The sequence below is a fragment of the Amycolatopsis sp. GA6-003 genome (genome assembly GCF_046267895.1).
Taxonomy (GTDB): Bacteria; Actinomycetota; Actinomycetes; order Mycobacteriales; family Pseudonocardiaceae; genus Amycolatopsis.
In genome coordinates, this window is sequence record NZ_CP176499.1 from 1,987,090 (window position 1) to 2,013,176 (window position 26,087).

24 protein-coding genes are annotated in these 26,087 nt (G+C 70.8%); 16 read left to right on the forward strand and 8 right to left on the reverse strand.

The window, feature by feature from the left end:
* The first annotated feature begins 97 nt into the window (after positions 1–97).
* Complete coding sequence (locus tag F9C12_RS08435) at positions 98–1,717, forward strand: ABC-F family ATP-binding cassette domain-containing protein (RefSeq protein ID WP_409465444.1); 1,620 nt, start codon at positions 98–100, stop codon at positions 1,715–1,717.
* Here the strand turns inward: F9C12_RS08435 and F9C12_RS08440 are convergent.
* Positions 1,714–2,220, reverse strand: coding sequence for a putative immunity protein (locus F9C12_RS08440; protein ID WP_409465445.1), 507 nt, complete (start codon positions 2,218–2,220; stop codon positions 1,714–1,716). The genes F9C12_RS08435 and F9C12_RS08440 overlap by 4 nt on opposite strands.
* Positions 2,221–2,281: 61 nt before the next feature.
* Between F9C12_RS08440 and F9C12_RS08445 the strand changes: the two genes are divergently transcribed.
* A complete protein-coding gene (locus F9C12_RS08445; protein WP_409465446.1) occupies positions 2,282–2,587 on the forward strand; it encodes a hypothetical protein in 306 nt (101 codons plus the stop codon).
* A 4-nt stretch (positions 2,588–2,591) separates the two neighbouring features.
* Here F9C12_RS08445 and F9C12_RS08450 read toward each other — a convergent pair whose 3' ends face one another.
* The gene (locus F9C12_RS08450; RefSeq protein ID WP_409465447.1) at positions 2,592–3,644 is read right to left on the reverse strand and encodes a YeiH family protein; all 1,053 of its coding nucleotides are present in this window, start codon (positions 3,642–3,644) and stop codon (positions 2,592–2,594) included.
* A 96-nt stretch (positions 3,645–3,740) separates the two neighbouring features.
* On the opposite strand from F9C12_RS08450, the gene F9C12_RS08455 reads away from it, so the two are divergent.
* Both F9C12_RS08455 and F9C12_RS08460 read left to right on the forward strand, forming a co-directional pair.
* On the forward strand, positions 3,741–4,517 hold the full coding sequence (locus tag F9C12_RS08455) for a GntR family transcriptional regulator (protein WP_409181430.1): 777 nt from the start codon (positions 3,741–3,743) through the stop codon (positions 4,515–4,517).
* A 32-nt stretch (positions 4,518–4,549) separates the two neighbouring features.
* Complete coding sequence (locus F9C12_RS08460; protein WP_409465448.1) at positions 4,550–4,924, forward strand: hypothetical protein; 375 nt, start codon at positions 4,550–4,552, stop codon at positions 4,922–4,924.
* A gap of 11 nt (positions 4,925–4,935) precedes the next feature.
* Here the strand turns inward: F9C12_RS08460 and F9C12_RS08465 are convergent, their stop codons facing one another.
* Complete coding sequence (locus tag F9C12_RS08465) at positions 4,936–5,727, reverse strand: thioesterase family protein (protein ID WP_409181432.1); 792 nt, start codon at positions 5,725–5,727, stop codon at positions 4,936–4,938.
* A 196-nt stretch (positions 5,728–5,923) separates the two neighbouring features.
* On the opposite strand from F9C12_RS08465, the gene F9C12_RS08470 reads away from it, so the two are divergent.
* The 3 genes from F9C12_RS08470 to F9C12_RS08480 are packed head-to-tail and all read left to right on the forward strand — an operon-like array spanning position 5,924 to position 7,980.
* Complete coding sequence (locus F9C12_RS08470) at positions 5,924–6,322, forward strand: YciI family protein (protein ID WP_409181433.1); 399 nt, start codon at positions 5,924–5,926, stop codon at positions 6,320–6,322.
* Positions 6,319–7,557, forward strand: a complete 1,239-nt coding sequence (locus F9C12_RS08475; RefSeq protein ID WP_409465449.1) for an RNA polymerase sigma factor — start codon at positions 6,319–6,321, stop codon at positions 7,555–7,557. Before F9C12_RS08470 ends, F9C12_RS08475 begins: the two co-directional genes overlap by 4 nt.
* A gap of 30 nt (positions 7,558–7,587) precedes the next feature.
* Complete coding sequence (locus F9C12_RS08480) at positions 7,588–7,980, forward strand: Imm1 family immunity protein (RefSeq protein ID WP_409465450.1); 393 nt, start codon at positions 7,588–7,590, stop codon at positions 7,978–7,980.
* 22 nt (positions 7,981–8,002) lie between these two features.
* Here the strand turns inward: F9C12_RS08480 and F9C12_RS08485 are convergent, their stop codons facing one another.
* Positions 8,003–8,839 carry an SDR family oxidoreductase gene (locus F9C12_RS08485; RefSeq protein ID WP_409465451.1) on the reverse strand — a complete coding sequence of 279 codons (837 nt, stop codon included), beginning with the start codon at positions 8,837–8,839 and terminating at the stop codon, positions 8,003–8,005.
* A 173-nt stretch (positions 8,840–9,012) separates the two neighbouring features.
* Here F9C12_RS08485 and F9C12_RS08490 point away from each other — a divergent pair, with 173 nt between their 5' ends.
* From F9C12_RS08490 to F9C12_RS08500, 3 genes are all read left to right on the forward strand, one after another.
* Positions 9,013–10,224 carry a hypothetical protein gene (locus tag F9C12_RS08490; RefSeq protein WP_409181437.1) on the forward strand — a complete coding sequence of 404 codons (1,212 nt, stop codon included), beginning with the start codon at positions 9,013–9,015 and terminating at the stop codon, positions 10,222–10,224.
* A 921-nt stretch (positions 10,225–11,145) separates the two neighbouring features.
* Positions 11,146–11,904, forward strand: a complete 759-nt coding sequence (locus tag F9C12_RS08495; protein WP_409465452.1) for a S1 family peptidase — start codon at positions 11,146–11,148, stop codon at positions 11,902–11,904.
* Between the two features lie 1,518 nt (positions 11,905–13,422).
* Positions 13,423–14,520 carry an MFS transporter gene (locus tag F9C12_RS08500; RefSeq protein ID WP_409465453.1) on the forward strand — a complete coding sequence of 366 codons (1,098 nt, stop codon included), beginning with the start codon at positions 13,423–13,425 and terminating at the stop codon, positions 14,518–14,520.
* A 47-nt stretch (positions 14,521–14,567) separates the two neighbouring features.
* Here the strand turns inward: F9C12_RS08500 and eno are convergent, their stop codons facing one another.
* On the reverse strand, positions 14,568–15,842 hold the full coding sequence (eno, locus tag F9C12_RS08505) for a phosphopyruvate hydratase (RefSeq protein WP_409181440.1): 1,275 nt from the start codon (positions 15,840–15,842) through the stop codon (positions 14,568–14,570).
* 428 nt (positions 15,843–16,270) lie between these two features.
* On the opposite strand from eno, the gene F9C12_RS08510 reads away from it, so the two are divergent.
* Both F9C12_RS08510 and F9C12_RS08515 read left to right on the forward strand, forming a co-directional pair.
* Positions 16,271–17,677: a purple acid phosphatase family protein gene (locus F9C12_RS08510; protein ID WP_409465454.1), complete on the forward strand. Its 1,407-nt coding sequence runs from the start codon at positions 16,271–16,273 to the stop codon at positions 17,675–17,677.
* A 142-nt stretch (positions 17,678–17,819) separates the two neighbouring features.
* On the forward strand, positions 17,820–19,040 hold the full coding sequence (locus F9C12_RS08515; protein WP_409465455.1) for a cytochrome P450 family protein: 1,221 nt from the start codon (positions 17,820–17,822) through the stop codon (positions 19,038–19,040).
* Positions 19,041–19,293: 253 nt separating this feature from the next.
* Here the strand turns inward: F9C12_RS08515 and F9C12_RS08520 are convergent, their stop codons facing one another.
* Positions 19,294–20,388, reverse strand: coding sequence for a CaiB/BaiF CoA transferase family protein (locus F9C12_RS08520; RefSeq protein ID WP_409465456.1), 1,095 nt, complete (start codon positions 20,386–20,388; stop codon positions 19,294–19,296).
* A gap of 208 nt (positions 20,389–20,596) precedes the next feature.
* Between F9C12_RS08520 and F9C12_RS08525 the strand changes: the two genes are divergently transcribed.
* Positions 20,597–21,127: an antitoxin gene (locus F9C12_RS08525; RefSeq protein ID WP_409465457.1), complete on the forward strand. Its 531-nt coding sequence runs from the start codon at positions 20,597–20,599 to the stop codon at positions 21,125–21,127.
* Positions 21,128–21,830: 703 nt separating this feature from the next.
* Here F9C12_RS08525 and F9C12_RS08530 read toward each other — a convergent pair.
* The gene (locus F9C12_RS08530; protein WP_409465458.1) at positions 21,831–22,463 is read right to left on the reverse strand and encodes a class I SAM-dependent DNA methyltransferase; all 633 of its coding nucleotides are present in this window, start codon (positions 22,461–22,463) and stop codon (positions 21,831–21,833) included.
* A gap of 54 nt (positions 22,464–22,517) precedes the next feature.
* Between F9C12_RS08530 and F9C12_RS08535 the strand changes: the two genes are divergently transcribed.
* On the forward strand, positions 22,518–22,988 hold the full coding sequence (locus tag F9C12_RS08535) for a trehalase-like domain-containing protein (RefSeq protein WP_409465459.1): 471 nt from the start codon (positions 22,518–22,520) through the stop codon (positions 22,986–22,988).
* A gap of 36 nt (positions 22,989–23,024) precedes the next feature.
* Here F9C12_RS08535 and F9C12_RS08540 read toward each other — a convergent pair whose 3' ends face one another.
* A complete protein-coding gene (locus tag F9C12_RS08540) occupies positions 23,025–23,906 on the reverse strand; it encodes an ornithine cyclodeaminase family protein (RefSeq protein WP_409465460.1) in 882 nt (293 codons plus the stop codon).
* 93 nt (positions 23,907–23,999) lie between these two features.
* Here F9C12_RS08540 and F9C12_RS08545 point away from each other — a divergent pair, with 93 nt between their 5' ends.
* Both F9C12_RS08545 and F9C12_RS08550 read left to right on the forward strand, forming a co-directional pair.
* On the forward strand, positions 24,000–24,638 hold the full coding sequence (locus tag F9C12_RS08545; protein WP_409465461.1) for a GntR family transcriptional regulator: 639 nt from the start codon (positions 24,000–24,002) through the stop codon (positions 24,636–24,638).
* A complete protein-coding gene (locus F9C12_RS08550) occupies positions 24,635–25,861 on the forward strand; it encodes an MFS transporter (RefSeq protein ID WP_409465462.1) in 1,227 nt (408 codons plus the stop codon). The genes F9C12_RS08545 and F9C12_RS08550 overlap by 4 nt, the downstream gene beginning before the upstream one ends.
* Positions 25,862–26,087: the final 226 nt, after the last annotated feature.

The window sequence follows — 26,087 nt, forward strand, 5'->3', positions numbered from 1 at the left end:
GCTCGTGAGTGGCAATCCCGGTTAGAACCGGGATTGCCACTCACGACGCCGGAAAAACCGTGCGGCCATTCGCGGCGCGCTGGGTAGAGTCCCCGCCATGGGCCATCTGGAAGCCGCGCATCTGCGCTACGTGCTGCCGGACGGGCGTCCGCTGCTCGGCGACGTCTCGTTCCGGGTCGGCGAGGGCGCGGTCGTCGCACTGGTCGGCCCCAACGGCGCGGGCAAAACCACGCTGCTGCGGCTGCTGTCGGGAGAGCTGAAGCCGGACGAGGGCGCGGTCACGGTGTCCGGCGGGCTGGGCGTGATGGCGCAGTTCGTCGGGTCGGTGCGCGACGAACGCACGGTACGCGATCTCCTGGTTTCCGTTGCCCCGAAACGGGTTCGCGACGCCGCCCGAGCCGTCGACGCGGCCGAGGAGCGGTTGCTGGAGGTCGACGACGAGGCCGCGCAAATGCAGTACGCGCAGGCGCTCAGCGACTGGGCCGAAGCGCGCGGGTACGAGTTCGAGACGACCTGGGACATATGCACGACCGAGGCGCTCGGCGTGCCGTTCGACCGCGCGCGCTGGCGGCTCGTGCGCACGCTCAGCGGCGGCGAGCAGAAACGCCTGGTGCTGGAGGCGCTGCTGCGCGGGCCGGACGAGGTGCTTCTGCTGGACGAGCCGGACAACTACCTCGACGTGCCCGGCAAACGCTGGCTCGAAGCCCGGTTGAAGGAAACCCGCAAAACCGTCCTGTTCGTGTCGCACGACCGTGAATTGCTCGCGCAAGCGGCGGACAAGATCGTGAGCGTCGAACCGGGCGGCGACGGCGCGGACGCCTGGGTGCACGGCGGCGGATTCAGCACGTATCACGAAGCGCGGCAGGAACGGTTCGCCCGCTACGACGAATTGCGGCGGCGCTGGGACGAGAAACACGCCCAGCTCAAACGGCTGGTCCGGGACATGCAGCAGTACGCGGCGCGCAGCGACGAGATGGCGTCCCGGTACAAAGCGGCGCAGACCCGGCTGCGGAAGTTCGAGGAAGCCGGTCCCCCGCCGGAACCGCCGCGGCCGCAGGACATCCGGATGCGGCTGCGCGGCGGCCGCACCGGCGTGCGCGCGGTGACCTGCAAGAACCTGGAACTCACCGGGTTGATGAAACCGTTCTCGCTGGAGATCTTCTTCGGCGAGCGCGTCGCGGTGCTCGGCTCGAACGGATCCGGGAAATCGCATTTCCTGCGGCTGCTCGCGGGCGGCGACGTCGCGCACACCGGCGAATGGAAGACCGGCGCGCGCGTCGTGCCCGGCCATTTCGCGCAAACGCACGCCCGTCCCGAACTCACCGGCCGCACGCTGGTCGACGTGCTGTGGACGGAGCATTCGGCCGATCGCGGCGCGGCGATGGCCGCACTGCGCCGGTACGAACTGCATCGCCAGGGCGAGCAGACGTTCGACCGGTTGTCCGGCGGGCAGCAGGCGCGGTTCCAGATCCTGTTGCTGGAACTGGCCGGAACCACCGCGCTGCTGCTGGACGAGCCGACCGACAACCTCGACCTGGAATCGGCCGAGGCGCTGCAGGACGGGCTGGAATCGTACGAGGGCACGGTGCTCGCGGTCACCCACGACCGTTGGTTCGCGCGCTCGTTCGACCGCTTCCTGGTCTTCGGCTCGGACGGCGTGGTGCGCGAGACCCCGGAACCGGTCTGGGACGAGCGGCGGGTGGAGCGGGTTCGCTAACCCTTGCGCAGCAAGGCATCCAGCTCGCGCACCAGCTCCCCCGCGCGTCCGCGGCCGCCCGGAGCCTCCGGGTATCGCGACAACACCCGGACCACCACCGGATCGGCAGCTGGCTGCCGCGCTTCCAGCCCAGCCAGCTCGAACGCGTACGCCGTGTGGCCAGCCGGGCCGAGGATGTGCCACACCTGCGTCGCCTTCGCGAGCGGATGCAGAAACGCCGCTCCGGCAGCGGCGACCGCGGCCCGCGCGGCCTCGCTGGCCGCGTGTTGTCCGGCATCGCGGGCTTCCTGATACGCCCGCTGCGCCGCCCAGGCACCGTCGCGAATCGCCTTGCCGCGCTTAGCTCCCTGGGCGAACGCCCGGGCCGCCTCGATCGCCTCGTGCGGGCGTCGATCGCCTGGGCGGGCTTGTTCGAAGATCGGCAGCGCGGGCTCCGCACAGGCCACCGCGTAAGCCGTGACGGCGCGAAGCTCGGGCAGGCCGAGTTCGATCTTCTCGGTCATGTGCTTGAACTGTATCGTTGAACCGCCGGTTGGCAGTTCACCACGACTTCCAACAGGAACGATGAGCGAAACCCTCAACCGGGGAAGGACGGCGGTGGACGAGCGGAGGGCGTGGTCCGAAGCCGACAAGGCGGCCTACCGCCGATTCGTGCGCACCCACCATCCGGACGTCGGCGGCGACCCGGACGAGTTCGCCGCCGGGCTCCGCGAATTCCGGCGCGGCCCGCACCACGAAAACGCCGCGGGGGCCGAACCGGCCCCACGCGGCGAATCCTTGGTGTTCGTGCGCCGGAGCCGGGCGGTGCCCCGGCTGCTGGCGGCTCTTGCCGAGCGCAGGCGGCGGAAGCGGAATCCGCGCGTGCGCTAGCGCGTCACATCGCGCCGGTCAGCGCCTGCAGCCCGAGGCTGGAAGCGGCGACCGCGATCCACAGGATGGCCCCCATCAGCAACGGCTTGTGGCCCGCCTTGCGCAGGTCGGAGGGCTTGAGCGCGAGGCCGATCCCGGCGAGCGCCATGGTGATCAGGAAGGTGCCGAGCGTCGAGAGCGGCGCGTGCCACGATTCCGGGATCCAGCCCGCGCTTTCCACCGTGGCCGCGGCGAGGAAGCCGATCAGGAACGGCGGCACCAGGCGGTGCCAAGGCATGGCGCGCAGGGAAACCCGGCCGCCGGCCTGCTTGCGCGCGACGAGCACGGCGAGGAACAGCACGATCGGGATCAGCGTGAGCGTGCGGGTGAGCTTCACGACGAGGCCGTACGCGCCGGCGTCGCCGCCGTAGGCGTAGGAAGCCGCGACGACGGAAGACGTGTCGTTCACCGCGGTTCCCGCCCACAGGCCGAAGGCGTGCGGCGACATCCCGAGCGCGTGCCCGAGCGGCGGGAACAGCAGGACCGCGGCGACGTTGAAGGTGAAGATCGTGCCGAGCGCGTAAGCGACGTGGGCTTCCTTCGGCTTCAGCACCGCGCTGGTCGCCGCGATCGCGGACGCGCCGCAAATGCCGGTGCCCACGCCGATCAGCGTCTGCGTGTCCCCGCGAACGCCGAGCACCCGGCCGAGCACCCACGCGCCGCCGAGCGCGACCGCGAGCGTGCCGAGCATCACCGGCAGCGACTGCCCGCCGACGTGCACCACCTGCTGGATCGACAGTCCCGTGCCCAGCACGACGATCGACAGCTGGAGCACCGGCCGCGACGCGATCGCGTAGCCCGGGCTGAACCGCCAGCCGCGCAGCCCCGGCACGACCGCCCCGGCGACCGCGCCGAGCAGGATCGCCAGCACCGGCCCGCCGACCACCGGCACGAGCTTGCCGCCCGCCGTGGCCACCGCCGCGACCAGCAGCGCGACCGCGAGTCCCGGCACCGGGCGGGCGAGCTTGGCCCGCCATTCGGCCGTCGCGTGCGTCGCTCCGAGCGTCGCGCCGGTCACCGGTTCACTCCTGTGCGCACTCTGGCCTCCTCGCTAATGTACGTACATTTAATCTAAGAGCTGTCCGTACATTTGGCAAGCGGTACTGTTCCCGGCATGGGCGAGGCAGAGCTGGTCCGGACCGGCGGACAGCCCCTGTGGCGGCAGTTGCAGCAGCGGCTGCTGGTGCGCATCCGCGCCGGGGAGTTCGACAGCGCGTTCCCCGGGGAGCTCGCGCTCGCCGAGGAGTACAGCGTCAGCAGGCAGACCGTCCGGCAGGCGCTGCGGGAACTGCGCGCGGACGGCACGCTCATCGCCGAACGCGGCCGCCAGCCCCGCGTCGCCGCGGCCGCGGAGATCCAGCAGCCGCTCGGCGCGCTCTACAGCCTCTTCGCCGCGGTCGAGGAGGCCGGGCTCGACCAGCACAGCGTCGTGCGCCGGCTCGACATCCGCGCGGACGCGGTGGTCGCCGAACGGCTGTCGCTGGAGGGCTCCACTCCCCTGCTGTACCTGGAACGCGTGCGGCTGGCCGGGAACGACCCGCTGGCCGTCGACCGGGTGTGGCTGCCCGCCGACCTCGCCCGGCCGCTGCTGGAAGCGGATTTCCAGCACACCAGCCTGTACGGCGAACTCCACCGCCGCACCGGCGTCCGGCTCGACCACGGCGAGGAGCAGATCCGCGCCGTCGTGCCGACGCGGGCCGAGCGCACCTTGCTCGGCTGCGGCGAAACCGTGGGCGCGTTCTCCATCGGGCGCCTGGGAACGAGCGCGGGCAAGCGCATCGAATGGCGGCACACGCTGGTGCGCGGCGACCGGTTCGCGCTGACCGCGGAGTTCTCCGGCCGCACCGGGTACCGGTTGGTCACGACGGGGGCACTTGCCGGAACCCGCTGACCCGGCGGGCACCGGGTCGCTACGCTCCGCGCATGTCGATCTTCGCGCGGATTCTGCAGGTTTTCTTCATGATCGCCGGGCTGGTCAGCATCGGCGTCGGGCTGATCATGGTGCTGATCGCCAAGCCGTACTGGACGTGCGAGGTGTCGCGCAATGAGCCGAATTACACGTCGTGCCGCTCGACCGACCTCGAGTCGTTCACGAGCTACCACCTGTTCTGGTTCGTGCTCGGCCTCGCGCTCGAGATCATGGCCGTCGCGGTCGTCGCGGGCGCGCGCCGCAGGACCGTCGAGAATCTGCTGCTGTCGATGAACTCGCCAGCGCCCGCGCCGGCGTTCCCGGGTCCGGCCGCCCCCGGCCCGTACCCCGGCTACCCGCAGCAGCAGCCGCCGTACCCGGGGCAGTGATTCCGCCGGCTTCAGCCGATCCGGATCCCGGCCAGCTGCGTGCCCTGCGCGACCAGCGTCCCGGCGCTGTCCCACACGTGGCAGGACTCGTCGACGCGCCCGTCGCCGATCAGGTGGGCGCGGTGCAGCACGCGCACCGGGCCGGGAGCCGGATGCGCCCGCACGTAGGCGGTCAGCTCGAGCGTCGGAACCCAGCCGGACGGCGCGACATCGAGGGTCGCCGGAGGCAGCGCGTCGACCGCGAACAGCAGGCTGACCGGGTCGAACGGCTCGTCGCCGGGCAGCGCGAGCAGGGCGCGCAGTTCGCCGCGGCCGCTGGGCCCGTCGGCGAGCGGGCGGTCGAAGTACACGTCGATCTCGTCGCGGATCGCGATCGGGATGCCGGACGACAGCACGTCCGGGCCCCACGGCTTCTCCGGGAACGGCCCGAACTCCGGCCGCGGCACGCCGTCCTGCCAGAACGGTTCGGCCTCGCCGAGCACGCCCAGCGTCAGCAGCGCCTCGACCTGGGGCACGCCGTCCTTGAGCAGGCGTCCGCGCAGCTGGGTCGCGGTCCGGCCGGTCCTCAGCACCTCGACCTCGATCTCCGCCGGGCCCGGTTCGGGCGAGCGCAGGTAGTGCGCGCTGGCGGCGAGCACGTCCGGATGCCCGGAAACGACGGTCGCGGCGCGGGCGACGGTGGCGAGCAGATAGCCGCCGTTCGGGCGGCCGCCGATGGTCCACGCCGGGCTGAGGTCGACGCTGAACTCGGTGTCGGAGCGCTGCTTGACCGCCGACACCGCGGCGAAGGTCGTCGTGCTCACGGGTCCCTCCAGGTGAGTTGCTTCCCGCAACCTACCTGCTAGGCCGTTCGGACGTCCCGGGCACTGAGACACACGCCACCCGCGGCGCGCGTTTCCCCGGCAAGATGTCCGCGAGGCATGTCGAGGACCGCGCGCGGGCTCCGTTCCCTTGATGAGCCCGCCCCGAAGCGGCGAGCCGGACACTGGAGGAAACGCGATGCCGAAGTACATGCTGCTGCAGACCTACGCCCAGGGCGAGGACTGCGACGTGCCGATGCCGGAGTGGGCTCCGGAGGACATCCGCGCGCACATCCAGTTCCAGCACGTGCTCAACGCGGAGCTGTCCGAAGCCGGGGAGCTCGTCGAGGCGGAGGGGCTGGCCGGGCCGGAAGCGGCGAAGACCGTGGTCGCGGACGGCAAGGGCGGCGCGGTCGTCACCGACGGGCCGTTCCCGGAGGGCAAGGAACTGCTGGCCGGGTACCGCGTGGTGGACGTCGAATCGGAGGCCCGCGCGCTGGAGATCGCGACCCGGGTCTCGGCCGCGCCCGGCCCGGACGGCGCGCCGCTGCGAGTGCCGATCGAGGTGCGCCAGGTCATGAGCGCGCCGGAGGTGTGAGCACCGAGGTGGAGGACCTGGTGCGCACGCTCGCGCCCCAGGTCCTCGCCGTCCTCGCGCGCCGGTCCGGCGATTTCGGCGCGGCCGAGGACGCGACGCAGGAAGCCCTTCTCGCCGCCGTGCGCCATTGGCCGGCCGAGGGGATCCCGGAGAATCCGCGCGGCTGGCTGCTGCAGACGGCCAGCCGCCGGATCATCGACAGTTTCCGCAGCGACCAGGCCCGGCGGCGGCGCGAGGACACCGTCGCCGCCGAGCCGCCGGCGGCCGAAGTGCCGGACCACGACGACACGCTGACGCTGCTGTTCCTGTGCGCGCATCCGTCGCTGACCTCGGCGTCGGCGATCGCGCTGACGTTGCGGGCCGTCGGCGGGCTGACGACCGCGGAGATCGCGAGCGCGTTCCTCGTGCCGGAAACCACGATGGCGCAACGGATCAGCCGGGCGAAGGCGAAAATCAAGAAGTCCGGCCTGCCGTTCCGGATGCCCGCCGCGGAGGAACGGCAGGCGCGGCTGCGGTCCGTGCTGCACGTGCTGTACCTGATTTTCAACGAGGGTTACACGAGCAGCGGCGGCCGCCGGCTGCACCGGACCGAACTGTCCGCCGAGGCGATCCGGCTCGCGCGGCTCCTGCACGCCGCGCTGCCGGACGACGGCGAGGCGGCCGGTTTGCTCGCGCTGATGCTGCTCACCGACGCCCGCCGGCCGGCCCGCACCGGACCGGACGGCGACCTCATCCCCCTTGCCGACCAGGACCGGTCGCGATGGGACCGTTCGCTGATCCGGGAAGGCGTCGCGCTGATCACCGCCGCTCTGACCCGCGACGGCATCGGCGAATACCGCCTGCAGGCCGCGATCGCCGCGACGCACGACATCGCGCCGCGCGCCCGAGACACCGATTGGCCGCGCGTGCTCGCGTTGTACACGCGGCTGGAGGCGTTGACCGGCAACCCGGTCGTCACGCTCAACCGCGCGATCGCGACCGCGATGGTGCACGGGCCGGACGCCGGGCTGACCATGCTCGCCAGACTCGACGACCGGCTCCCCGACCACCACCGCCTCGCCGCCGCCCGCGCGCATCTCCTGGAACTGGCCGGCGAACGAGAGGAAGCCGTCCGCCACTACACCGCGGCCGCCGCCCGCACCGGAAACACCGCCGAGCAGCGGTATCTGACGCTCCGCGCGGCCCGCCTCCGCGCCGGCCATTCCACAAGTAGCTCGCCGAGCGGCACCGAGTAGTATCAGGACACTTCACGAGCGGAGCACACCATGGCGAGCAGCGAAGACGCCCGTCGCCGGACCGGGTACGACGTCACCGAGACGGCCGCCGACGACGTGCTCTCCGCCCTGCGCGCCGCCGAACCGCCCAGGCCGGACGCCGGGGTCGCCTGGTGGCTGTACGCCGGGCGGAAGCCGGGGACGCCGTACCTGGTCGCCGGGTTGCGCGGCGCGCGCGGAAGCCTGGTGTGGCACGAAAACGGCGAGACTTTCTTCCCCGCGGACGGTGCCGGCGAGGATCCGGTCGACTATTTCAGCCTCCAGGGAGCGCACTTCCCGCAGCCCGCCGGGAGCGACGTTTCCGCCGAAGAAGTGCTGGGCGCGGTGCGGGAACTGTGCGAATCGCGGACGCGGCCTGCCTGCGTTTCCTGGAAGCGCGCGTAGTTTCCGTCCACATCGGACTTGTTCAGGGCCGCGGGGCGAAGTCGTCCTTGTGCGCCCGCGCCCATTCGCGGAAGGACGTCGCCCGTCCCGCGAACCGTTCCACCGTGTTGTTCACCGGAGCCACCCGGCCCACCGATGCCTCCTCCACGTCCATCAGATGCTCCAGAATCGCCGCGGGCATCCATTCCGGACGCCGCGCCAGGGCCTCGCTCCGCGTTTCGGTCACCACTTCGATCGGGCGGCCCAATTCCTCCGCAAGGGTCTGGACCACCGCACGCTGCGTCATCGACTCCGGGCCGGTCACCGCCAGGCTGCGGCCAGGATAGCTACATTCCGTGAGCAGTTTCGCGGCAACCGCGGCCACGTCCGCCTCAGCCGTCGGCGTGAACTGCGCCTCCGGGGAGAAGAGCCGCACCGGTTCCCGGGCCCGGATCGCCGCGCCCCAGTCGCGCCGGGTGTTGCCCGCCAGCCAGCCCGGATACAGCACGGTGAACGGCAGCCCGGATTCCGCCACCGCCGCCTCCGCGGGCAGATGCCCCAGCCGGATCGGGTTGTCCGCCGCCCCTTCGTAGACGTCCGGCGACGACAGCAGCACGACGTAGGACACGCCTGCCTTTCGTGCTGCGGCAAGGAAATCCGCCGCGCCGTTCGGCCGCGTCGGATACAGGAAAATCGCGTCCACGCCGCGCAGCGCGTCCTCGAACCCACTCTTCGCCGCGAGGTCCAGCGACACCGCGTCCGGCAGGTCCAGCGCGGCCGCGTCCCGCGCCGACCCCCGCACCTCGTGCCCGCCCTCGCGGAGCACCCGGACGACCTCGCTCCCGACATTCCCGCGCGCCCCCGTCACCAGGATGGTCATCCCGAACTTCCTTTGCTTCTAAATTAACTTTGCTATCAAAGCTATATCGCTTCACTCTCCGCTGTCAACCTCCCGCCTCCGGTACACGGCCGGGCGAGATCGTTGTATGGATCGTGTACGGATCCCTCCGACACTCCGGCAGTTCGATTCGGACGAGTGAAGGGAGATCCGTCGTGGTCGGAAACGCACCGGTCCGGCGCACGGTCGCCGCACTGCTCGCCGCGGGGGCGGTCACCGCAGTCGCGACCCCCGTGAGCGCTGCCGAAACCTCCGCCGCCTGGCGAGCCGATCTGTCCTCAGTGGACAGTGACGACGTCAACGTCGCCGCGGCCAGCGGCACGCTCACGCTGCGAGACTCCGCGTGGAGACCCGCCGACCGGGCCGCGGGCGCCGAGGGCTACCTGGTTTCCGCCGAACGCCGCCTGTCCGCGCCGGCGAACCGGGTAGCCGCCGACATCTCCGCCGACGCGCCGCAGGGAACGTCGGTGGAAGTCGACGTCCGCGGCCGCTCCGGCGCCGACGACTGGACGGAATGGACCCCCGCCGGCACCGCGCTCCCGCGCGCGGTGAGCGTCGTGCAGACCAGGATCACGCTGTCCAGCACGACCGCCGCCCGCCCCGCCGTGCGCGACGTCGCACTGACCGCTTCCCTTGCCCCGCAGGCGAACACCCTCGTCGCGGCCGCCCCGCTCACCTACACCATCTACGCCACCCGCGAAGGCCTCACCGGCCACACCACCGCGAACGGCCACGTCATCGCGAGCAACGACCACTTCGTCGCGCTGCCGTCCGGGAAAGCCTTGTCGCCCAAGGGAACCGGCAACTACACCGTTCGAGTGTGCAAGACGGACAACAGCCGCTGCGAATACGCGCCAGTCTGGGACGTCGGCCCGTGGAACACCAAGGACGACTACTGGAACCCGCCCTCGGTGCGCGCGGAGTACAAGGACCTGCCCCAAGGCCAGCCGGAGGCCTACGCCGCCTACCACAACGGCTACAACGGAGGCCGCGACGACCTCGGGTACAAAGTGGGCAACCCGGCGGGCATCGACCTGGCGGACGGCACCTTCAGCTCCGGCGTCGGCTTGAGCGACAACGGAAACGTGAAGGTCACCTACCTGTGGACAGGCTCCGCCGCGGCGACCGGCCTGGTCCAGACGGCAGGCGACCCGGTGAACGTCCGGTCGGGCGCGCACACGTCCTCGCCGGTGAAGGGCCTGGCGGCGAACTACGCCAAGGTGAACATCGAATGCTACGTCAACGGAGACAGTGTGACCGGAAAATTCGGGACGAGCAAGATCTGGGACCGGATCGGGCCCGGACACTACATCTCGGACACGTACGTGAAGACCGGCTCGGACGGACCGGTGGCGCCGCTCTGCTGACCGTGTGCGGGGTTGCCGGTGCGGGGCTTGGGGTTTGGGGCGGCCCCGTCGCTCGGCGTTCCGGTGAATTTCTCGGGGGTTGCCGATGGGGCGTGAGGCCTCACCGGCAGTCCTTCACCTGCCGCTCCGGCGAATCTCTCGGAGGTTCCCGTCCGGCCCGAGTCCTCACCGACAACCCCTCGCCCGCCGCCCCGCAGAATTTCTCCGGGGTTCCCGGCGGGCCCGAGGCCTCACCGGCGACCCCGCACTCCCCCGCTGCGCCGAACCTCTCGGGAGTTTCCAGCGAGGACCGAGGTCTCCCCGGCAGCCCCTCAGCCACCGCCGCGCCCAATTCCTCGGAGGTGCCCGGCGGGGCCCAAGACCTCACCGGCGACCGCCGAATCCCTCGGAGGTACCCGGCGGGGCACAAGACCTCACCGGCGACCGCCGAATCCCTCGGAGGTTGCCGATGGAGCCCGAGGTCTCACCGGCGGACCCCGCACGCCACTGCGTCGAATTTCTCGGAAGTTGCCAGCGGGTCCGATGCCTCACCAGCGACCCCCACCCGCCGCCCCGCCGATTTTCTCGGTAGTTGGCCGTGTAGCCCAAGGCCTCACCGCCGGCTCTCCTTCCTAAGAAGCTGCCCGGTTCCGTTCGGAAGCCGTGGCCGCTGAACGCTTCCTCAATGGCGATCCAGCCGCCAACGAGTCTCGCCCCCGGATCCCGCGTTCTGACCCCGTCGCTACTCCATCCGCGTGATCCCCACCCGCGAATCCGCCCGGAATCCCTTTGCCCGAGCCAGGTTTCGAAACCCATTCGCCCCAGCCGCCGCAGGAGCACGGGCCCGGACTGTCCCGGTTTCCACCCGGTTCAGCGACGGTTTTCCGCTCAACCGCCGGTTAAAGTGGTCTTCGTGCGCTGCCGCAGCCGAGGGGGTCCGCCATGCCACGCCGAGTCGCATTCATCGTCGCCGTCGTCCTGTCCGTCATCAGCCTGACCGCATCCGCCGCCAGTGCCGCCCCGGTCATCATCGGGGGAGAAAAAGCTTCCCTGGCCCGATATCCGTACGCAGTGTACTTAGTGGACAGTCACGGAACCCAGTTCTGCGGAGGCGTCATCGTCAGCCGTACCGCGGTCGCGACCGCCGCGCATTGCGCCGCCACTGTTCCGGCCAGCGAACTCAGCGTCGTAGCCGGACGGGAGGACAAACGCAGCCAGGACGGCATCGTCCGCGCAGTGGCGGACGTCTGGCAACACCCGGATTTCCGCACGCCGCAACAAGGTTCGGACATCGCCGTCCTCACCGTCCGAGGCTCGCTCCCCTACCGCCCCGCCGACCTGGCCCGCGACCCGAGCCGCTACCCCGCCGGAACCAACGCCACCGTCCTGGGCTGGGGCCGCACCGCCGACGGCGGCGACCGATCGGACTACCTCCGCCAAGCCACGGTGCCGCTGGCCGACGACGCCACCTGCCACACCGCCTACCCGGAATACTCCGCGGCGAGCATGCTGTGCGCCGGCTACCCGAACGGCGGTGTCGACGCCTGCAAAGGAGATTCAGGAGGCCCGCTCGTAGTAGGAGACACGATAGTGGGCATCGTGTCCTACGGCGACGGATGCGGGAAGCCAGGCAAGCCCGGGATGTACACCAGGGTGACGTCCTTCGCCGACGACATCGCAGCCCACGCAGGAGTCGGCTAAGCCCGCGGACCCGCAAGCACCACCCTCCGCCCCATCGCACCCCTGCTAGGCGAGCTGCCACACGCACCGAACATGTGCAGCCGCGCCACCGTGCCCACAAGGCCATACCGGACTCAACGACCCGCGATCGCCACACCGCCCGACAGGCGCTCCGCGGCCAACCGCGAACCTAGCCCCCGCCGCGCCCACGCGAGACGAGCTACCACAAACCCGCGCCGCCGTCCCCCGACAAAACCGGACTCAACAACCCACCGCCACCACACCACCCGGATAAGCAGCGTGCGGCCAACCGCGAACCCGGCCCACCCCGGATCCGCGCGAGACGAACCGCCATGCCTCGAACACCAGCGACCGCATCGACATGCCGCACGCCCCGGCCGGGTTTTCCTGCCACGACGGCGGAACAGCAATACGCACGCGACTCCGTGAGCACGACAGGGTAAAGTCCGAGGCATGACGTCGCCGGAGGCCAACAGACGGTAGCCGCCCATCCGCAAGGTGGGCGGCGGAGTGACGGGTGCCGGGATTACTCCCGGGCCGGGCTGACCGGCGAAAGCTTCACCACCACCACGCGCGGTCGAGCTGTGCCGTGGGCAGGTTGGTGCTGGTGACCGGTGCAAACACGCATGGCAGTCACCAGCACAGGCAGGCACAAACCGACCGGCCGCAGCACAAGGGCCGCGGCGGCGAGGTCAAGCCAGCCAAACGCCAACCCGGCGCGCGGCGGCCACGTCATGGTGAAGTCTGACGCCCCAGGCAGAGTCCGCTGGTTGCAGACGCGCCCGGGCGAGGCCTGCGCGCATCAGGGTCGCTGGCAAAGCACGCTCGCATCGTGGTGCCGCTGGGGTTAATGCTGCCCAGGCATGTCACGGACAAGGTCCGCGTATGGCAACGGCAGTCAGCGGCAAAGCCTGCGCACTGCGGCGGAGCTAGCAGCACGGTTCTCCGGACCCGGCTGCATCCAGCAAGGCGTGCCCGTGCTGCTGGCAAAGCCCGCCCACCACAGCGGAGCCAGCAACACAGCTCTCCGCCACAGCCGCGTCACGGCAAGGCGTGCCCGCGCTGCTGGCAAACCCCGCCCACCACAGCGGAGCCAGCAACACAGCTCTCCGCCACGGCCGCGTCACGGCAAGGCGTGCCCGCGCTGCTGGCAACCCCGCCCACCACAGCGGAGCCAGCAACACAGCTCTCCCGCCACAGCCGCGTCACGGCAAGGCATGCCCGCGCTGCTGGCAAACCCCGCCCACCACAGCGGAGCAACACGGCTATCCACCCGGACCACGTCACGGCAAAGCCTGCTGCCACCCGAGCACCCCTGGCAAAGCGTGCTTGGCATCGCAGCGTCGGACAAAGGCCGCGCGCGGCAACCGCGCCGCAGCAAAGCCCTGCCCGGCCACGACAGCCAGGCGGTCAAGCGAACTCACAGCTGCTCTGCCCGCAGGCCAAAGCCCCACTCCGCACCCAAACCGTCCTCATCCCCAGGCGTCCCCAACGCCACCAACCTCGGAGCGAAACCCCTTGCCTCCCATAATCTTCCTCCTCGCCACCGCAGTCTTCGCCCAAGGCACGTCCGAGTTCGTCCTCTCCGGGCTCCTCCCCCAGATCGCCACCAGCACCGGCGTTTCCCTTGGCACCGCGGGGCTGCTGACGTCCCTCTTCGCGGCCGGAATGGTCGTCGGGGCGCCCATGCTCGCCATGCTCGGCAGCAAATTGCCGCGCAAGCTGGCGCTTCTCTCCTTCCTCGGGCTGTTCAGCGGAGCGCACGTCATCGCCGCCCTCACCGCCAGTTTCCCCCTCCTGCTCGCCACCCGCGCCGTCGCTGCGTTCGCCAATGCCGGGTTTCTCGCGGTGGCTCTCGCGTCGTTGCCTTCGCTCGTCCCGGCGGGTGCGGTCGGGCGGGCGACGTCCGTGTTGCTTTCCGGGGTCACACTCGCGTGCATCGTCGGCGTTCCGGCCGGTACCGTGCTCGGGCAGTACGCCGGGTGGCAAGCTGCGTTCTGGGCCATCGCGGCGGTCACCGCGGCCGCCGCGGCCGCATTGACCACGTCCTCGTTCGACAATCCGCCGGCGACCAGTCCGGTGTATCGCGAGTGGCGGGTCCTGGCTCGGCCGAGCGTCGCGGCCACCGTGCTCAAGGGTGTTCTCGTCAACGCCGGGACGTTCGCCGCGTTCACCTACCTCGGCACGATGTCCACATCGACCGGCTGGGTGCCGGTTGTGCTGGCGGTGTTCGGCGTGGGCTCGTTCGTCGGCGTCACGATCGCGGGCAAGGCAGGTCCGAAGGTCCTCAAAGCGGGCATCGCCGTGCTGACCATCGTGTGGGTGGCGGCGTTCTTCGCGGCGCAGAGTCTTCCGGGGCTCCTGACCGCCGCCTTGCTGACCGGCGCGACGGCGTTCGGCGTCGGGTCCGCGTTGATCGCCGCGATCGTCACCACCGCCAGCACTGACGCGCCGCGGGTGGCCGGGGCGATCGCGACCACTGCGTTCAATCTCGGCGCGGTGATCGGGCCCGCGGTGGCGGGTGCCGTCGTCGTGGACTCGGCGCATGCGCGGGCGGCGTTCTGGGTAAGCGCGGCGTTCAGCGCCGTGGCGATGTTCCTGAGGGTGAAAAAATAGACAAAGGCGGCCCGGGCGGAAAGCCCGGGCCGCCCCTGAAGCCAAGCTCAGCGCAGGGTGTCCCAGCCCGCGTAGCGAGCCTCGGTGCCCAGCTCCTCCTCGATGCGGATCAGCTGGTTGTACTTCGCCGTGCGGTCGGACCGCGACAGCGAACCCGTCTTGATCTGGCCGCAGCCGGTCGCCACCGCGAGGTCGGCGATCGTCGTGTCCTCGGTTTCGCCCGAACGGTGCGACATGACCGCCGAGTAACCCGCCTTGTGCGCGGTGTCGACGGCGGACAGCGTCTCGGTCAGGGTGCCGATCTGGTTGACCTTGATGAGGATCGAGTTGGCGATGCCGCGCTTGATGCCGTCTCGCAGGATCTCGACGTTCGTGCAGAACAGGTCGTCGCCGACGAGCTGCACGCGGTCGCCGATGCCGTCGGTCAGCTGCTTCCAGCCGGCGTAGTCGTCCTGGGCGAGACCGTCCTCGATCGAGACGATCGGGAAGCGCTCGGTCAGCTCGGTCAGGTACGCGACGTGCTCCTCGACGCTGCGCTTGCGGCCCTCGCCGGTGTAGTCGTAGACGCCGTCGCGGTAGAACTCCGACGCCGCCGGGTCCAGCAGCAGCGCGATGTCCTTGCCCGGCTCGTACCCGGTCTGCTCGATCGCGCGGACCACGAACTCGAGCGCCTCGTCGGCCGACCCCAGCTGCGGCGCGAACCCGCCCTCGTCGCCGACATTCGTGTTGTGTCCCGCGTCGTGCAGCGATTTCCGCAGCGTGTGGAACACCTCCGAGCCCATCCGCACGGCGTCGGCGAACGTCTCCGCGCCGACCGGGCCGATCATGAACTCCTGGAAGTCGATCGGGTTGTCCGCGTGCGCGCCGCCGTTGATGATGTTCATCATCGGCATCGGCAGCAGGTGCGCGTACACCCCGCCGACGTAGCGGTACAGCGGCAGCGTGTTCGCCGCGGCGGCCGCCTTCGCCACCGCCAGCGAGACCCCGAGCGTCGCGTTCGCGCCCAGCCGCGCCTTGTTCTCGGTGCCGTCGAGGGCGATCAGGGCGCGGTCGACGTCGGCCTGCGCCTCGGCCTCCATGCCGACCACGGCGTCGGCGATCTCGCCGTTGACCGCGTCGACCGCCTTGCGCACGCCCTTGCCGTGGAACCGCTTCGCGTCGCCGTCCCGCAGCTCAACGGCCTCGCGCGTGCCGGTGGACGCCCCGGACGGCACCGCCGCCCGGCCCGCCGACCCGTCCGCCAGCACCACGTCGACCTCGACCGTCGGGTTGCCCCGGCTGTCGAGCACCTCACGGCCCCGGACCCGGACGATGCCTGTCATAACGCTCCTCGGAGGTTCGAGCCGAAGCACTCAGCGCACGCTCCGTGAAGCGCTCCGGCAGCAACGCGGCACCACGGCGAGCCGCACGTCACCCCGGAGGCTAGCAGAACCCTTCTGAATCGATCCGGCGAAGCCTGGACGGTCCACTTCGGACAGTACGGAAACCGTTTCCCGGCAAAGGGAACGAACCGGAATGGACCCGGACGACACTTCACATGCCGGACAGCCGCCGTTCATCGGCGGGCCGCGCCGCCCGCATAGCTTCGCATCCGCCTGGGGAGCCGGAGGAGGCCGCCGCCATGTCCAACGCCGTCAGCCGTCGAGGAGCATTAGGTCTCATGGGCGCAACCGCTGCCGTACCACTGCTCGGCACTGGTATGGCAACTGCCGCTCCGCTCATGCCAACTCGGGGCGGTGGTGCGACACCAGTGCAGGGTTTGCATCTCACCTTCGGCCGCGACCCGGCCCGGCAAATGGTGGTTTCGTGGCTCACCGACGGTCCGGTCCGCCGCCCCCGCGTCCTTTACGGCACGCTCGACGCCGGCTTCGGCTCGTACGCGCCCGCCGTCACGCGGACCTACCTCGACGGCGCTTCCAACCGCACGGTCTGGGTGCACCACGCCCAGATCGACCAGCTCTGCCCGAACACCGAGTACCTGTACCTCGCCCAGCACGACGGCGCGACGCCCGACGCGGGTACGTTCCGCACCGCGCCCAGCGGCCGTTCCGCGTTCACCTTCACCAGCTTCGGCGACCAGTCGGCGCCGCAGGTCACCTGGGATCTCAAGGGCGCGCCCGCGCTCGACTTCTTCTCCACCCCGGCCACGAAGGACATCGTCACCGGCATCGAGACCGTCGCGCCGCTGTTCCACCTGCTCAACGGCGACCTCTGCTACGCCAACCTCGACGTCGACCGCGTGCGCACCTGGAACAACTTCTTCGCCAACAACACCCGCTCGGCGCGGTACCGGCCGTGGATGCCCGCCGCGGGCAACCACGAGATCGAGAAGAAGAACGGCGCGCTCGGGATGGACGCCTACCAGGCGTACTTCCAGCTGCCCTCCACCGAAACCGACCCGGAACTCGCCGGCCTCTGGTACGGCTTCACCGTCGGCTCGGTGCGGGTGCTCGTGCTGCAGAACGACGACCACTGCCTCCAGGACGGCGGCGACATATATGTCAACGGCTATTCCGGCGGACGGCAGCTGGCCTGGCTGGAGAAAGAACTGGCCGCGGCCCGGGCGTCGCGCGACGTCGACTGGATCGTCGTCGCGATGCACCAGGTCATGGTCAGCACGTCCGACGCGAACGGCGCCGACCTCGGCCTGCGCGAGAAGTACGGCCCGCTGTTCGACCGCTCCGGCGTCGATCTGGTGCTCTGCGGGCACGAACACGACTACGAACGCTCCCTCGCCGTGCACGGCGTCGTCGCGGAAAGCGAAACGCTCACGCCGAATCCGGTGTCCGACGCGACCGACGACATCGACACCACGCACGGCACCGTGCACATGATTCTCGGCGGAGGCGGCGTTTCCGGCACCACCAACGGCAGCTTCTTCAAGGATGGCACCGGAAAGGTGCTGACCGCCGTCGCCGACAAGCGGGATCCGGTCACGGGCAAGCGGAAACCCGCTTACGTGCGCGAAAAAGCGGTGTGGAGCGCGGTGCGCGACCTCGACCACCCCTACGGATTCGCCGCGTTCACCGTCGACCCCGGACGCTGTCCGGGCGGAACGACGACCCTGCGCGTGACCTACTACAACGTGAACAAGCCGACCGGCGAGCTGTCGGTTTTCGAGCGGTTTTCGCTGCACCGCAAGCGCTCCGACGGCTGACGTCAACCCCTGGTCCGGACCACCCCTCAACCGCGGCAGCGCGATCCTTAGCCGCGCTACGCTTGTCGCGGACCCGGCGGCCGCAACGGACACCTCCCCCATCGTCCGTCCATTGTGGACCATCGGGCCGCGAGGAGCGCCCATGGACCACGCCGTCACGCCCTTCGTGCTGGATCCGGCGGGGCCGGACGTGCACGGCGAGGGCGCCCGGCTTCGCGCCCGCGGACCGCTGACCGTGGTCGAACTGCCGGGCGGCGTGCTCGCCTGGTCGGTCACCAGCCTGCCGCTGCTGCGCGCCCTGCTTGCCGACCCGCGGGTGTCGAAGGACGCCCGGCGGCACTGGCCCGCCTACCGGGACGGCGAGATCTCCTCCGACTGGCCGCTGCACATCTGGGTTTCGGTGCGGAACATGTTCACCGCCTACGGCGAGGAGCACCGGCGGCTGCGTTCGCTGGTGTCCAAGGCTTTCGCGCCCAGCCGGATCTCCGCGCTGCGCCCGGTGGTCGCCGAAATCACCGACCGCCTGCTCGCCGAGCTCGACGCCGGACCGGCGGAAACCGACCTGCGCGAACAGTACTGCTACCGCTTGCCGATCGAGGTGATCTGCCGGCTGGTCGGCGTCCCCGAACAAGCGCGGCCGGGCCTGCGCACCGCGGTGGCCGGGATCTTCGCGACGTCGGCGACCGCGGAGGAAGCGACCGCGAACGTCGAGATGCTGTACGGAATTCTCGCCGACCTCGTCTCCCGGCGACGCGCCGAGCCCGGCGACGACCTCGCCACCGCGCTCATCGCCGCCCGCGACTCCGACGGCTCCCGGCTCAGCGAAGAGGAACTCGTGGACACGCTGATCCTGGTGATCACCGCCGGCCACGAGACGACGGTCAACCTGCTCGACCAGGCCGTGACCGCGCTGCTGACCCACCCCGCGCAGCTGCGGCAGGTGCTGGACGGAACGCGCACCTGGACCGACGTGGTGGACGAGACGTTGCGCTGGCAGGCCCCGCTTTCGCACCTGCCGCTGCGGTTCGCGCTGGAGGACATCGAGGTCGCGGGCACGACGATCCGGGCGGGCGACCCGATCCTCCCGTCCTTCGGCCCGGCCGGCCGCGACGAGAACCACCACGGCCCGGACGCCGACGAGTTCGACCTGTCGCGGAAGGACAAGTCAGCGCTCGCGTTCGGCCATGGCGTGCACTATTGCCTCGGGGCGCAGCTCGCCCGGATGGAGGCGGAACTCGCGCTACCGGCGTTGTTCGAACGGTTCCCGGGGCTGGCGCTGGCGGTGGCCGAGGAGAAGCTGGAGCCGGTGCCGTCGTTCATCACCAACGGGCATATGGAGCTGCCGGTGCGGTTGCGGGGTTAGGCGGGGCGGTTGTGCTGGTGGGCCGTGGTTTCTGGGGCTTGCTGGCTGGGCGTGGGCCGTTGTTCTCCGCGGGCGGCTGGTGCGGTCGCGAATTCGAGTGCTGCGGCTGGCAGGTCGCCGACCGACCGGGCCTGGGCCGTCGTTCGCCGCGTCCGGCTGATGCGGTCGCGAAGCCAAGGCGCTGCGGCTGGCAGGTCGCCGACCGACCGGAACCGACGCCGTCCCCCGCCATGTCCCGCCAGTGCTGCGGAAGTTAGGCGCCCCAGTCGGCGAGGACCTTTTCCGTGTCCGCGCCCGGGACCGGCGGCGAGGACGGCACGTCCGGCGTGCTGCGCGAAAACCGCGGCGCCGGGGCGGGCTGGACGATTCCGTCCAGGGTGATCAGGCCGGACCGGGCGGCGATGTGCGGGTGCCGGGGCGCCTCGTCGGGGGCGAGGACGGGGGTGACGCACGCGTCGGTGCCGTCGAAGACTTCGGTCCATTCGTCGCGGGTCTTGGTCAGGAACGCGCGGGTGAAGGCGGCGCGGAGGGTGGGCCAGCCGGCGCGGTCGAGTTGCGGCGGGAGGTCTTCCGCGGCGAGGCCGAGGCCGTCCAGGAGCGCGGCGTAGAACTGCGGTTCCAGGGAGCCGACGGCGACGTAGCGGCCGTCCGCGCAGACGTAGGTGTCGTAGAACGGGGCGCCGCCGTCCAAAAGGTTGGTGCCGCGTTCGTCGGACCACGAGCCGAGGCCGCGCAAGGACCACATCATCTGGGACAGCACGTTCGCGCCGTCGACCATCGCCGCGTCCACGACCTGGCCCCGTCCGGTCCGGGCGCACTCCCACAGCGCCGCGAGCACGCCCGCGATCAGGAACATCGAGCCGCCGCCGAAGTCGCCGACCAGGTTGAGCGGCGGGACCGGGCGTTCGCCCGCGCGGCCGATCGCGTGCAGCACGCCGGTGAGGCCGAGGTAGTTGATGTCGTGCCCGGCGCGCTGGGCGAGCGGGCCGTCCTGGCCCCAGCCGGTCATCCGGCCGTAGACCAGCCGGGGGTTGCACGCGAAACAGTCGTCCGGGCCGACGCCGAGCCGTTCGGTGACGCCCGGGCGCAGGCCTTCGATCAGCACGTCCGCCTTCGCCGCGAGGCGCAGGACGAGTTCGCGGCCTTCCGGGGTCTTGAGGTCGGCCGCGACCGAGCGGCGGCCGCGCAGCAGCGGGTCCGGCTTGCCGCCGGAGAGGTCGAGCGATCCGGAGGGCCGTTCCACGCGGACGACGTCCGCGCCCAGGTCGGCGAGCACCATGCACGCGTGCGGACCCGGCCCGATCCCGGCCAGCTCGACGACTTTCAGCCCGCTCAACGGTCCCGCCACGCGTCCTCCTCGGCTACGGCGCCCTGCCGCGGCGACCCTACCGGCCGGTCGGGTCCGCGTCCGGGCGTGTGGGGTAACCCACCCGTGGCCCGACCCGGGCAGAACCGGCGCCGCGCCTCACCCGAACCGGGGACTGGCGTCTCGCCGTCCGGTCGGCCGGGTACCCGGCTGGTATCCATGTGTCACGAATAGATCAAGGAGGATTTCGATGAGCTTTTTCGACCAGGCGAAGGACAAGATCCAGGAATTCGCGGGCAACAACCCGGACAAAGTCGGCCAGGGCATCGACAAGGCCGCCGAATTCGCCGACGAGAAAACCGGCGGCAAGCACGGCGACCAGATCCGCCAGGGCGCGGACAAGCTGAAGGAGAACTTCGGCGGCGGCCAGCAAGGCGGCCAGGAACAGGGCGGACAGCCGCAGGGTGGTTTCGGCCAGGGAGACCAGGGCGGTCAGGGCGGCTTTGACCAAGGCGGCCAGCAGGGCGGCTTCGGCCAAGGCGACCAAGGCGGCTTCCAGCAGGGCGGCCAGGGCGGTCAGCAGGGCGGCTTCGGCCAGGGCGGCCAAGGCGGTTTCGACCAAGGCGGCCAGGGCGGTTTCGGCCAGGGCGAGCAGGGCGGCTTCCAGCAGGGCGGCCAGCAGCAGGGTTTCGACCAGGGCGGCGAGCAAGGCGGTTACGAGCAGCAGGGCGGTTACGACCAGGGCGGTCAGCAGGGCGAGCAGCAGTGGGGCAACCAGTAGCAGCGAAGGCGATCCCCGCCTGAGCGCTCGCGGTTCGCGCACCCCGGGAAGGCGCGCGAACCGCCCGCGGCGGCGACCTGCGAAACCCGGCCGCGGCGGGCAGCCAGCCCAGTCCGTCGAGAGAAGCAGGTCGAGCGCCGCGGCCAAAGCGGATCGGCCGCGACAACCTAGCTGCGGACGCAGGGCCGAGCGCCACGCTCAGTCCGGACATCGGCCCGCGACAGGCAAGCCTCGCGGTCCCAGGCATCGGCCGCGACAGGCGAGTTCCGGACGCAGGTCGAACACCGCGGTCAGGGCAGGCATCGGCCGCAACAGCCGAGCCTCGGAAGCAGGTTGAGCGCCGCGGTCAGGGCAGGCATCAGCTGCGACAGCGAGCCGCGGACGCAGGTCGAGCACCGCAGTCAGTGCGAGCATCGGCCGCGACAGGCGGGTTGCGGACACACGTCGAGCACCGCAGTCAGGGCAGGCATCGGCCGCGACAGCCGGGCCGCGGGTGCAGTCGGCGGAATTGGCCGGGACGCGCACAGTGCGACACGTGCCGATCCGGCGGCTGCCCGGCCGCTGCGATATTCATTCGGCAGACTAAAACCCGGTCGCGTCCAGCGGGGCGGGGCGGTATTTTCCGCGCAGTTTCCGGCGTGTTCATCCGGTCAGCGCGAAAATGCCGCCCCGTTTTCCCGGCGGACCGGAACACGAATGCGTTTCAGCCGGGTTTGCGGGCGGAGATCAGCAGGTGCTCCTCCGGTTCCGCGCCCGGTTTGCCCGGTTCGAAGCGCTCCATGCGGGTCCCGGTCACCTCCAGGCCTGCCGCTCGCACCCGGTCGGTCAGTGCGTCCGCTGGGAAGCTTGTCACCCGGATCGAGTGGCCGAGGAATTCGATCGGCACGTCCTCGATGTCGCCGGGTACGGTCACCAGCGCGAACCTTCCTCCCGGCGCCAGCCAGCCGGCGATGCGGCCGAGGACCTGCTCCGTCTCCGTCCTCGACAGCTGCACGAACGAGAAGAACGCGCACACCGCGTCCCACGTGCCCGGCGCGGTCTGCCATTCCCGCACGTCAGCCTGCACGAACTCGGCTCCGGGCACCTGTTCGCGGGCGATCCGCACCATCTCCGCCGACACGTCGATGCCGGTCACCCGATGCCCCGCGGCCGCCAGCTCCGCGGCGGCGGGGCGGCCGGTTCCGCTGCCGACGTCGAGCACCCGCGCGGACGGCGGCAGCACGTCGATCAGCTCCCGTACCGCCGCTTCCACGACCGGCCGGTGGCCGAACGCTTCCTCGTACTTGGCGCCGATCGCGTCGAACAGTTCCGCCGCGGTGGTCGGTTCCTCGGACATCCCGGTCTCCCCTCGCCGTCGAGGGCACCCAGGCTAGCCGCCCCGGAGCCGTTCGTGCCGCGTTCGCCGGGCGTCGAATGGTCGATCGCCTGCGACGGCCCGCAGGACACCGCGACCTCGAGCCTCCAGCCGACGCCGGAGCTGCCGGTGGTCCTCGAACTGCGGCACCACGGATCTCGCCGCGCCTGGACTGTCCGAAGTGGACCGCACGGACCAGTCAGTCAGCTCGACGATGCGGAATCCGGCGACCACCGCGAAGTCCCCAGCCGACCGGGTTGCCGAACTCGCTGTCCACCTTCCCGGCCGACCCACGCACCGCACACCGAATCCAACCACCTCAACGACGCCGAAACCGCCGACCCCCGCGCGGCTCCCCAACCAACCGGACTGCCGAACTCGCGCTGCCTCCCCGGCGGAGCCACCACGGCGCTCACCGAGTTCAGGCTCCTCACCGACGCGCTCGCCCCAGCAAACCGGTCACCCGAGCGGACCCGCCGCGGGCGGTGCGCTCGGGCTACGCACTGACCGCCTCCGGGTGGGCAGTCGCGTCTCACCGTGACATCACAGGGAAGCTTCGTAGACGGCCGCAGCGACTACCAGGTCTTCCCAAGCCATCCCGACGCTCTTGAACAGCCGCGGACCCGACGGCACCGCGAAACCCTGCGCCAATGCCGCAAGTGAAACCAGGTCCTCCGAGGCAAGCGCACCGGATTCCATTGCCTGCACTACCTCTCCGGACTCGCGGGTAGCCGCGGCGATGCCTTCGACCACCACAGTGGACCGTCCAATGAGGACATCATCTACTTCCCGCGCATCGCGTTCGTGCGAGCCTACGGCGACGACGGTGGCGTGCTCGGGGACCTTCGCGCCATCGAACACTGGCGTGCGCGACGACGTGCAGCAGGCGATCAGATCGGCGGACGACACGTCGTCGGCCGTGCCTGGCCGGGCGAATGGGTACTGCGCGGCGAAGGCTTGCGTACGCTCCGGATTTCGGCCGACTACTACCACATCCCGCACTGGCCGCACCGCGCGGAGGGCTTCGATGTGGCTCTCTGCTTGCGGGCCGGTCCCGAACACCACCAGGCGTTCCGCGTCCGGCACCGCTAGCAGGTCCGCCGCCACCGCGGAGACCGCCGCGGTGCGCACCGACGTGAGGGCGACGCCGTCCAGGAGGGCCATGGGGGTGAGCGTCGGGCCGTCCAGCAACAGGTAGTGGCCCTGGATTCGAGGCAGGCCCTGCGCGGGGTTGTCCGGGGCCACGGACGCGACCTTGACCCCGGCGTAGCGGTCCCAGAACGCGGGCATGAGCAGGAGCTGCCCGGCGGGCACGGGCACGACGGACCGCGGTGGGTCCTGGTCGGGGTCGAGGCCGCCGGTCAGGGCGGCGCGGAGGGCGGCAACGGCTTGGGGCACGGTCGGCCGGGCATCGAGGAGCAGCACCGCACGAGCATCCCACGCGACACCGACAAAACCGGCTGAGCCGCAGGTCACAACAGCTTAGATACAAGCTGGGATGCATGTTAGCGTCTCAGCGTGAACGCGTTGAAACCCGCTGCCGATCGCGCCTACGAGCTCACCAAGGAACTGGTGCTCACCGGCGAACTGCCCGGCGGGCACCTGTTCAGCGAGGGCGAGATCGCCGAGCGCCTCGGGGTGAGCCGGACTCCGGTGCGCGAGGCGTTCCTGCGGCTGCAGGTCGAGGGGCTGCTGAACCTGATCCCGAAGCGCGGCGCGATCGTCGTGCCGATCACCCCGGGCGAGGCCGAGGATGTGCTCGAGGCCCGCGAGGCCGTCGAGAGCGCCGCGGTACAGCGGCTGGGGCGGCGTCCGGAGTTGATCCCCGCCGCGCTGGAGCAGCTGCGCGAGGTGCTGGACATTCAGCGGCGGCATGCGGAAGCGGGCGACGTGCCTGCGTTCGCGGAGGCCGACGCGCTGTTTCACCGCACGATCGTCGAGGCGGGCGGCAACGCGCTGCTGCTCAGCTTCTACACCACCCTCGCCGACCGCCAGCGCCGGATGAACGTCCACGCGCTCGCGCCGATCCCGGCTCGCCTCCCGCAGGTCGTCGGCGAGCACGAAGAGCTTCTGCACATCATCGCGGACGCCGAGACGAAAGCCGACACTTTCGCTCCGGCCCTGCGAGCCCACCTGGATTCGGTGCACCGTCGATGACTGCTACCACTCACCGCACTGACCGCGTTCCCGGAACGCCCGGAACGACCGCCCGCCCGGCTTGGTTCCCGGCCGCCGCGGCGGTGTTCGCCTGCGGCTGGGGCGGCAACCAGTTCACCCCGCTGCTCGTGATGTACCACGCCGCGGGCTACTCCGCGTTCACCGTCGACGCCCTGCTCGGCGCGTACGTCGTCGGTCTCGTGCCGGGACTGCTGCTCTCCGGCGGACTGTCCAATCGGCACGGTCGCCGCCCGGTGATGTTCGCGGGCACCGCGTTGTCGCTGCTGGCGAGCGTCCTGCTGGCGCTCGGCCCGCTCGGCGTCGCGTGGATCGCCGCCGGCCGGTTCCTCTCCGGCATCGCGGTGGCGGTCGCGATGGCCGTGGGTTCCACCTGGATCAAGGAACTCACCGACGCCGACCCGTACCGCGCGGCCGATCTGGGCACCCGGCGCGCGGCGTTGTGCCTCACGCTCGGCCTCGGCATCGGCCCGGGCATCGCCGGAGCGCTCGCGCAGTGGGGTCCGTGGCCGATGGTCCTGCCCTATCTGGTCCACATCGGACTCGCGCTGGTCTCGCTGGCCGCGGTCGCGCGCAGTCCGGAAACACTCGCCGTCCGGACCGATTCGGTCCGCGCCGCGTTGCCCGCCACCGCCCGGCATCCGCGCTTCCGCCGGGTGATCCTGCCTGCCGCACCGTGGATTTTCGGTTCCTGCGGCGTGGCGTACGCGATCCTGCCGCAGCTCGTCGAGCACCGGACCGGGTCATGGGCGCTGGCCTACTCCACCTTGCTCACCGTCTGCGCGATCGGCGCGGGCGTCGGCATCCAGCCGATCGCCAAGCGCGTCGACCGCGCGACCAGCGCCCGGGCCGTGCTCACCGGGATGGTGGTGCTCTGCGCCGGCCTCGTCCTGAGCGTCTTCGCGGCGGCGCGGGAATCGCCGTGGCTCGCGCTCGGCGCGGCAGTCGTGCTGGGCACCGCTTACGGCATCGTCGTCGTGTCCGGACTGCTCGAATTGCAACGGCTCGCCCGGCCGGGCGAAATCGCGGAACTGACCGGCGTGTACTACGCGCTGGCCTACGTCGGATTCCTCTTGCCGTCACTTTTAGCGGCCCTGAACGGAGTAGCGGGCTACCCGGTGCTGCTCGCCTGCGTCGCGCTGGTCGCCGTCGCGGGAACCCTTGTGGTGACCCGGCACTCGCGCCGGCACCTGCCCCAGGACTGAACGCGATTCCGGCAAACGGGACCGAATGCGCGGCCGCGCGGAAATTCGGTCCCGTTTGCCGGATTTGTTTCCCACTATTGTCGCTTGTGGATCGGGAAGGAACCGGAAAGAGTTCTGTTGCCGGGAAATCGAGCGCGGCACGAATGCGCCCGATTTCGTCGGGGCCGGCAACTCACGAACCCTTCTAGCAGGAAGTGGGAACCGCACATGGGGCGTTCCTCGCGAT

Bases quoted from the DNA above. Each gene is read 5' to 3' on its own strand.
- F9C12_RS08525 (WP_409465457.1), top strand. From the start codon at position 20,597: ATGAGCTTTTTCGACCAGGCGAAGGACAAGATCCAGGAATTCGCGGGC.
- F9C12_RS08455 (WP_409181430.1), top strand. From the start codon at position 3,741: ATGGGCGAGGCAGAGCTGGTCCGGACCGGCGGACAGCCCCTGTGGCGG.
- F9C12_RS08515 (WP_409465455.1), top strand. From the start codon at position 17,820: ATGGACCACGCCGTCACGCCCTTCGTGCTGGATCCGGCGGGGCCGGAC.
- F9C12_RS08530 (WP_409465458.1), bottom strand. From the start codon at position 22,463: ATGTCCGAGGAACCGACCACCGCGGCGGAACTGTTCGACGCGATCGGC.
- F9C12_RS08495 (WP_409465452.1), top strand. From the start codon at position 11,146: ATGCCACGCCGAGTCGCATTCATCGTCGCCGTCGTCCTGTCCGTCATC.
- F9C12_RS08435 (WP_409465444.1), top strand. From the start codon at position 98: ATGGGCCATCTGGAAGCCGCGCATCTGCGCTACGTGCTGCCGGACGGG.
- F9C12_RS08485 (WP_409465451.1), bottom strand. From the start codon at position 8,839: ATGACCATCCTGGTGACGGGGGCGCGCGGGAATGTCGGGAGCGAGGTC.
- F9C12_RS08470 (WP_409181433.1), top strand. From the start codon at position 5,924: ATGCCGAAGTACATGCTGCTGCAGACCTACGCCCAGGGCGAGGACTGC.
- F9C12_RS08550 (WP_409465462.1), top strand. From the start codon at position 24,635: ATGACTGCTACCACTCACCGCACTGACCGCGTTCCCGGAACGCCCGGA.
- F9C12_RS08440 (WP_409465445.1), bottom strand. From the start codon at position 2,220: ATGACCGAGAAGATCGAACTCGGCCTGCCCGAGCTTCGCGCCGTCACG.
- eno (WP_409181440.1), bottom strand. From the start codon at position 15,842: ATGACAGGCATCGTCCGGGTCCGGGGCCGTGAGGTGCTCGACAGCCGG.
- F9C12_RS08480 (WP_409465450.1), top strand. From the start codon at position 7,588: ATGGCGAGCAGCGAAGACGCCCGTCGCCGGACCGGGTACGACGTCACC.
- F9C12_RS08445 (WP_409465446.1), top strand. From the start codon at position 2,282: ATGAGCGAAACCCTCAACCGGGGAAGGACGGCGGTGGACGAGCGGAGG.
- F9C12_RS08460 (WP_409465448.1), top strand. From the start codon at position 4,550: ATGTCGATCTTCGCGCGGATTCTGCAGGTTTTCTTCATGATCGCCGGG.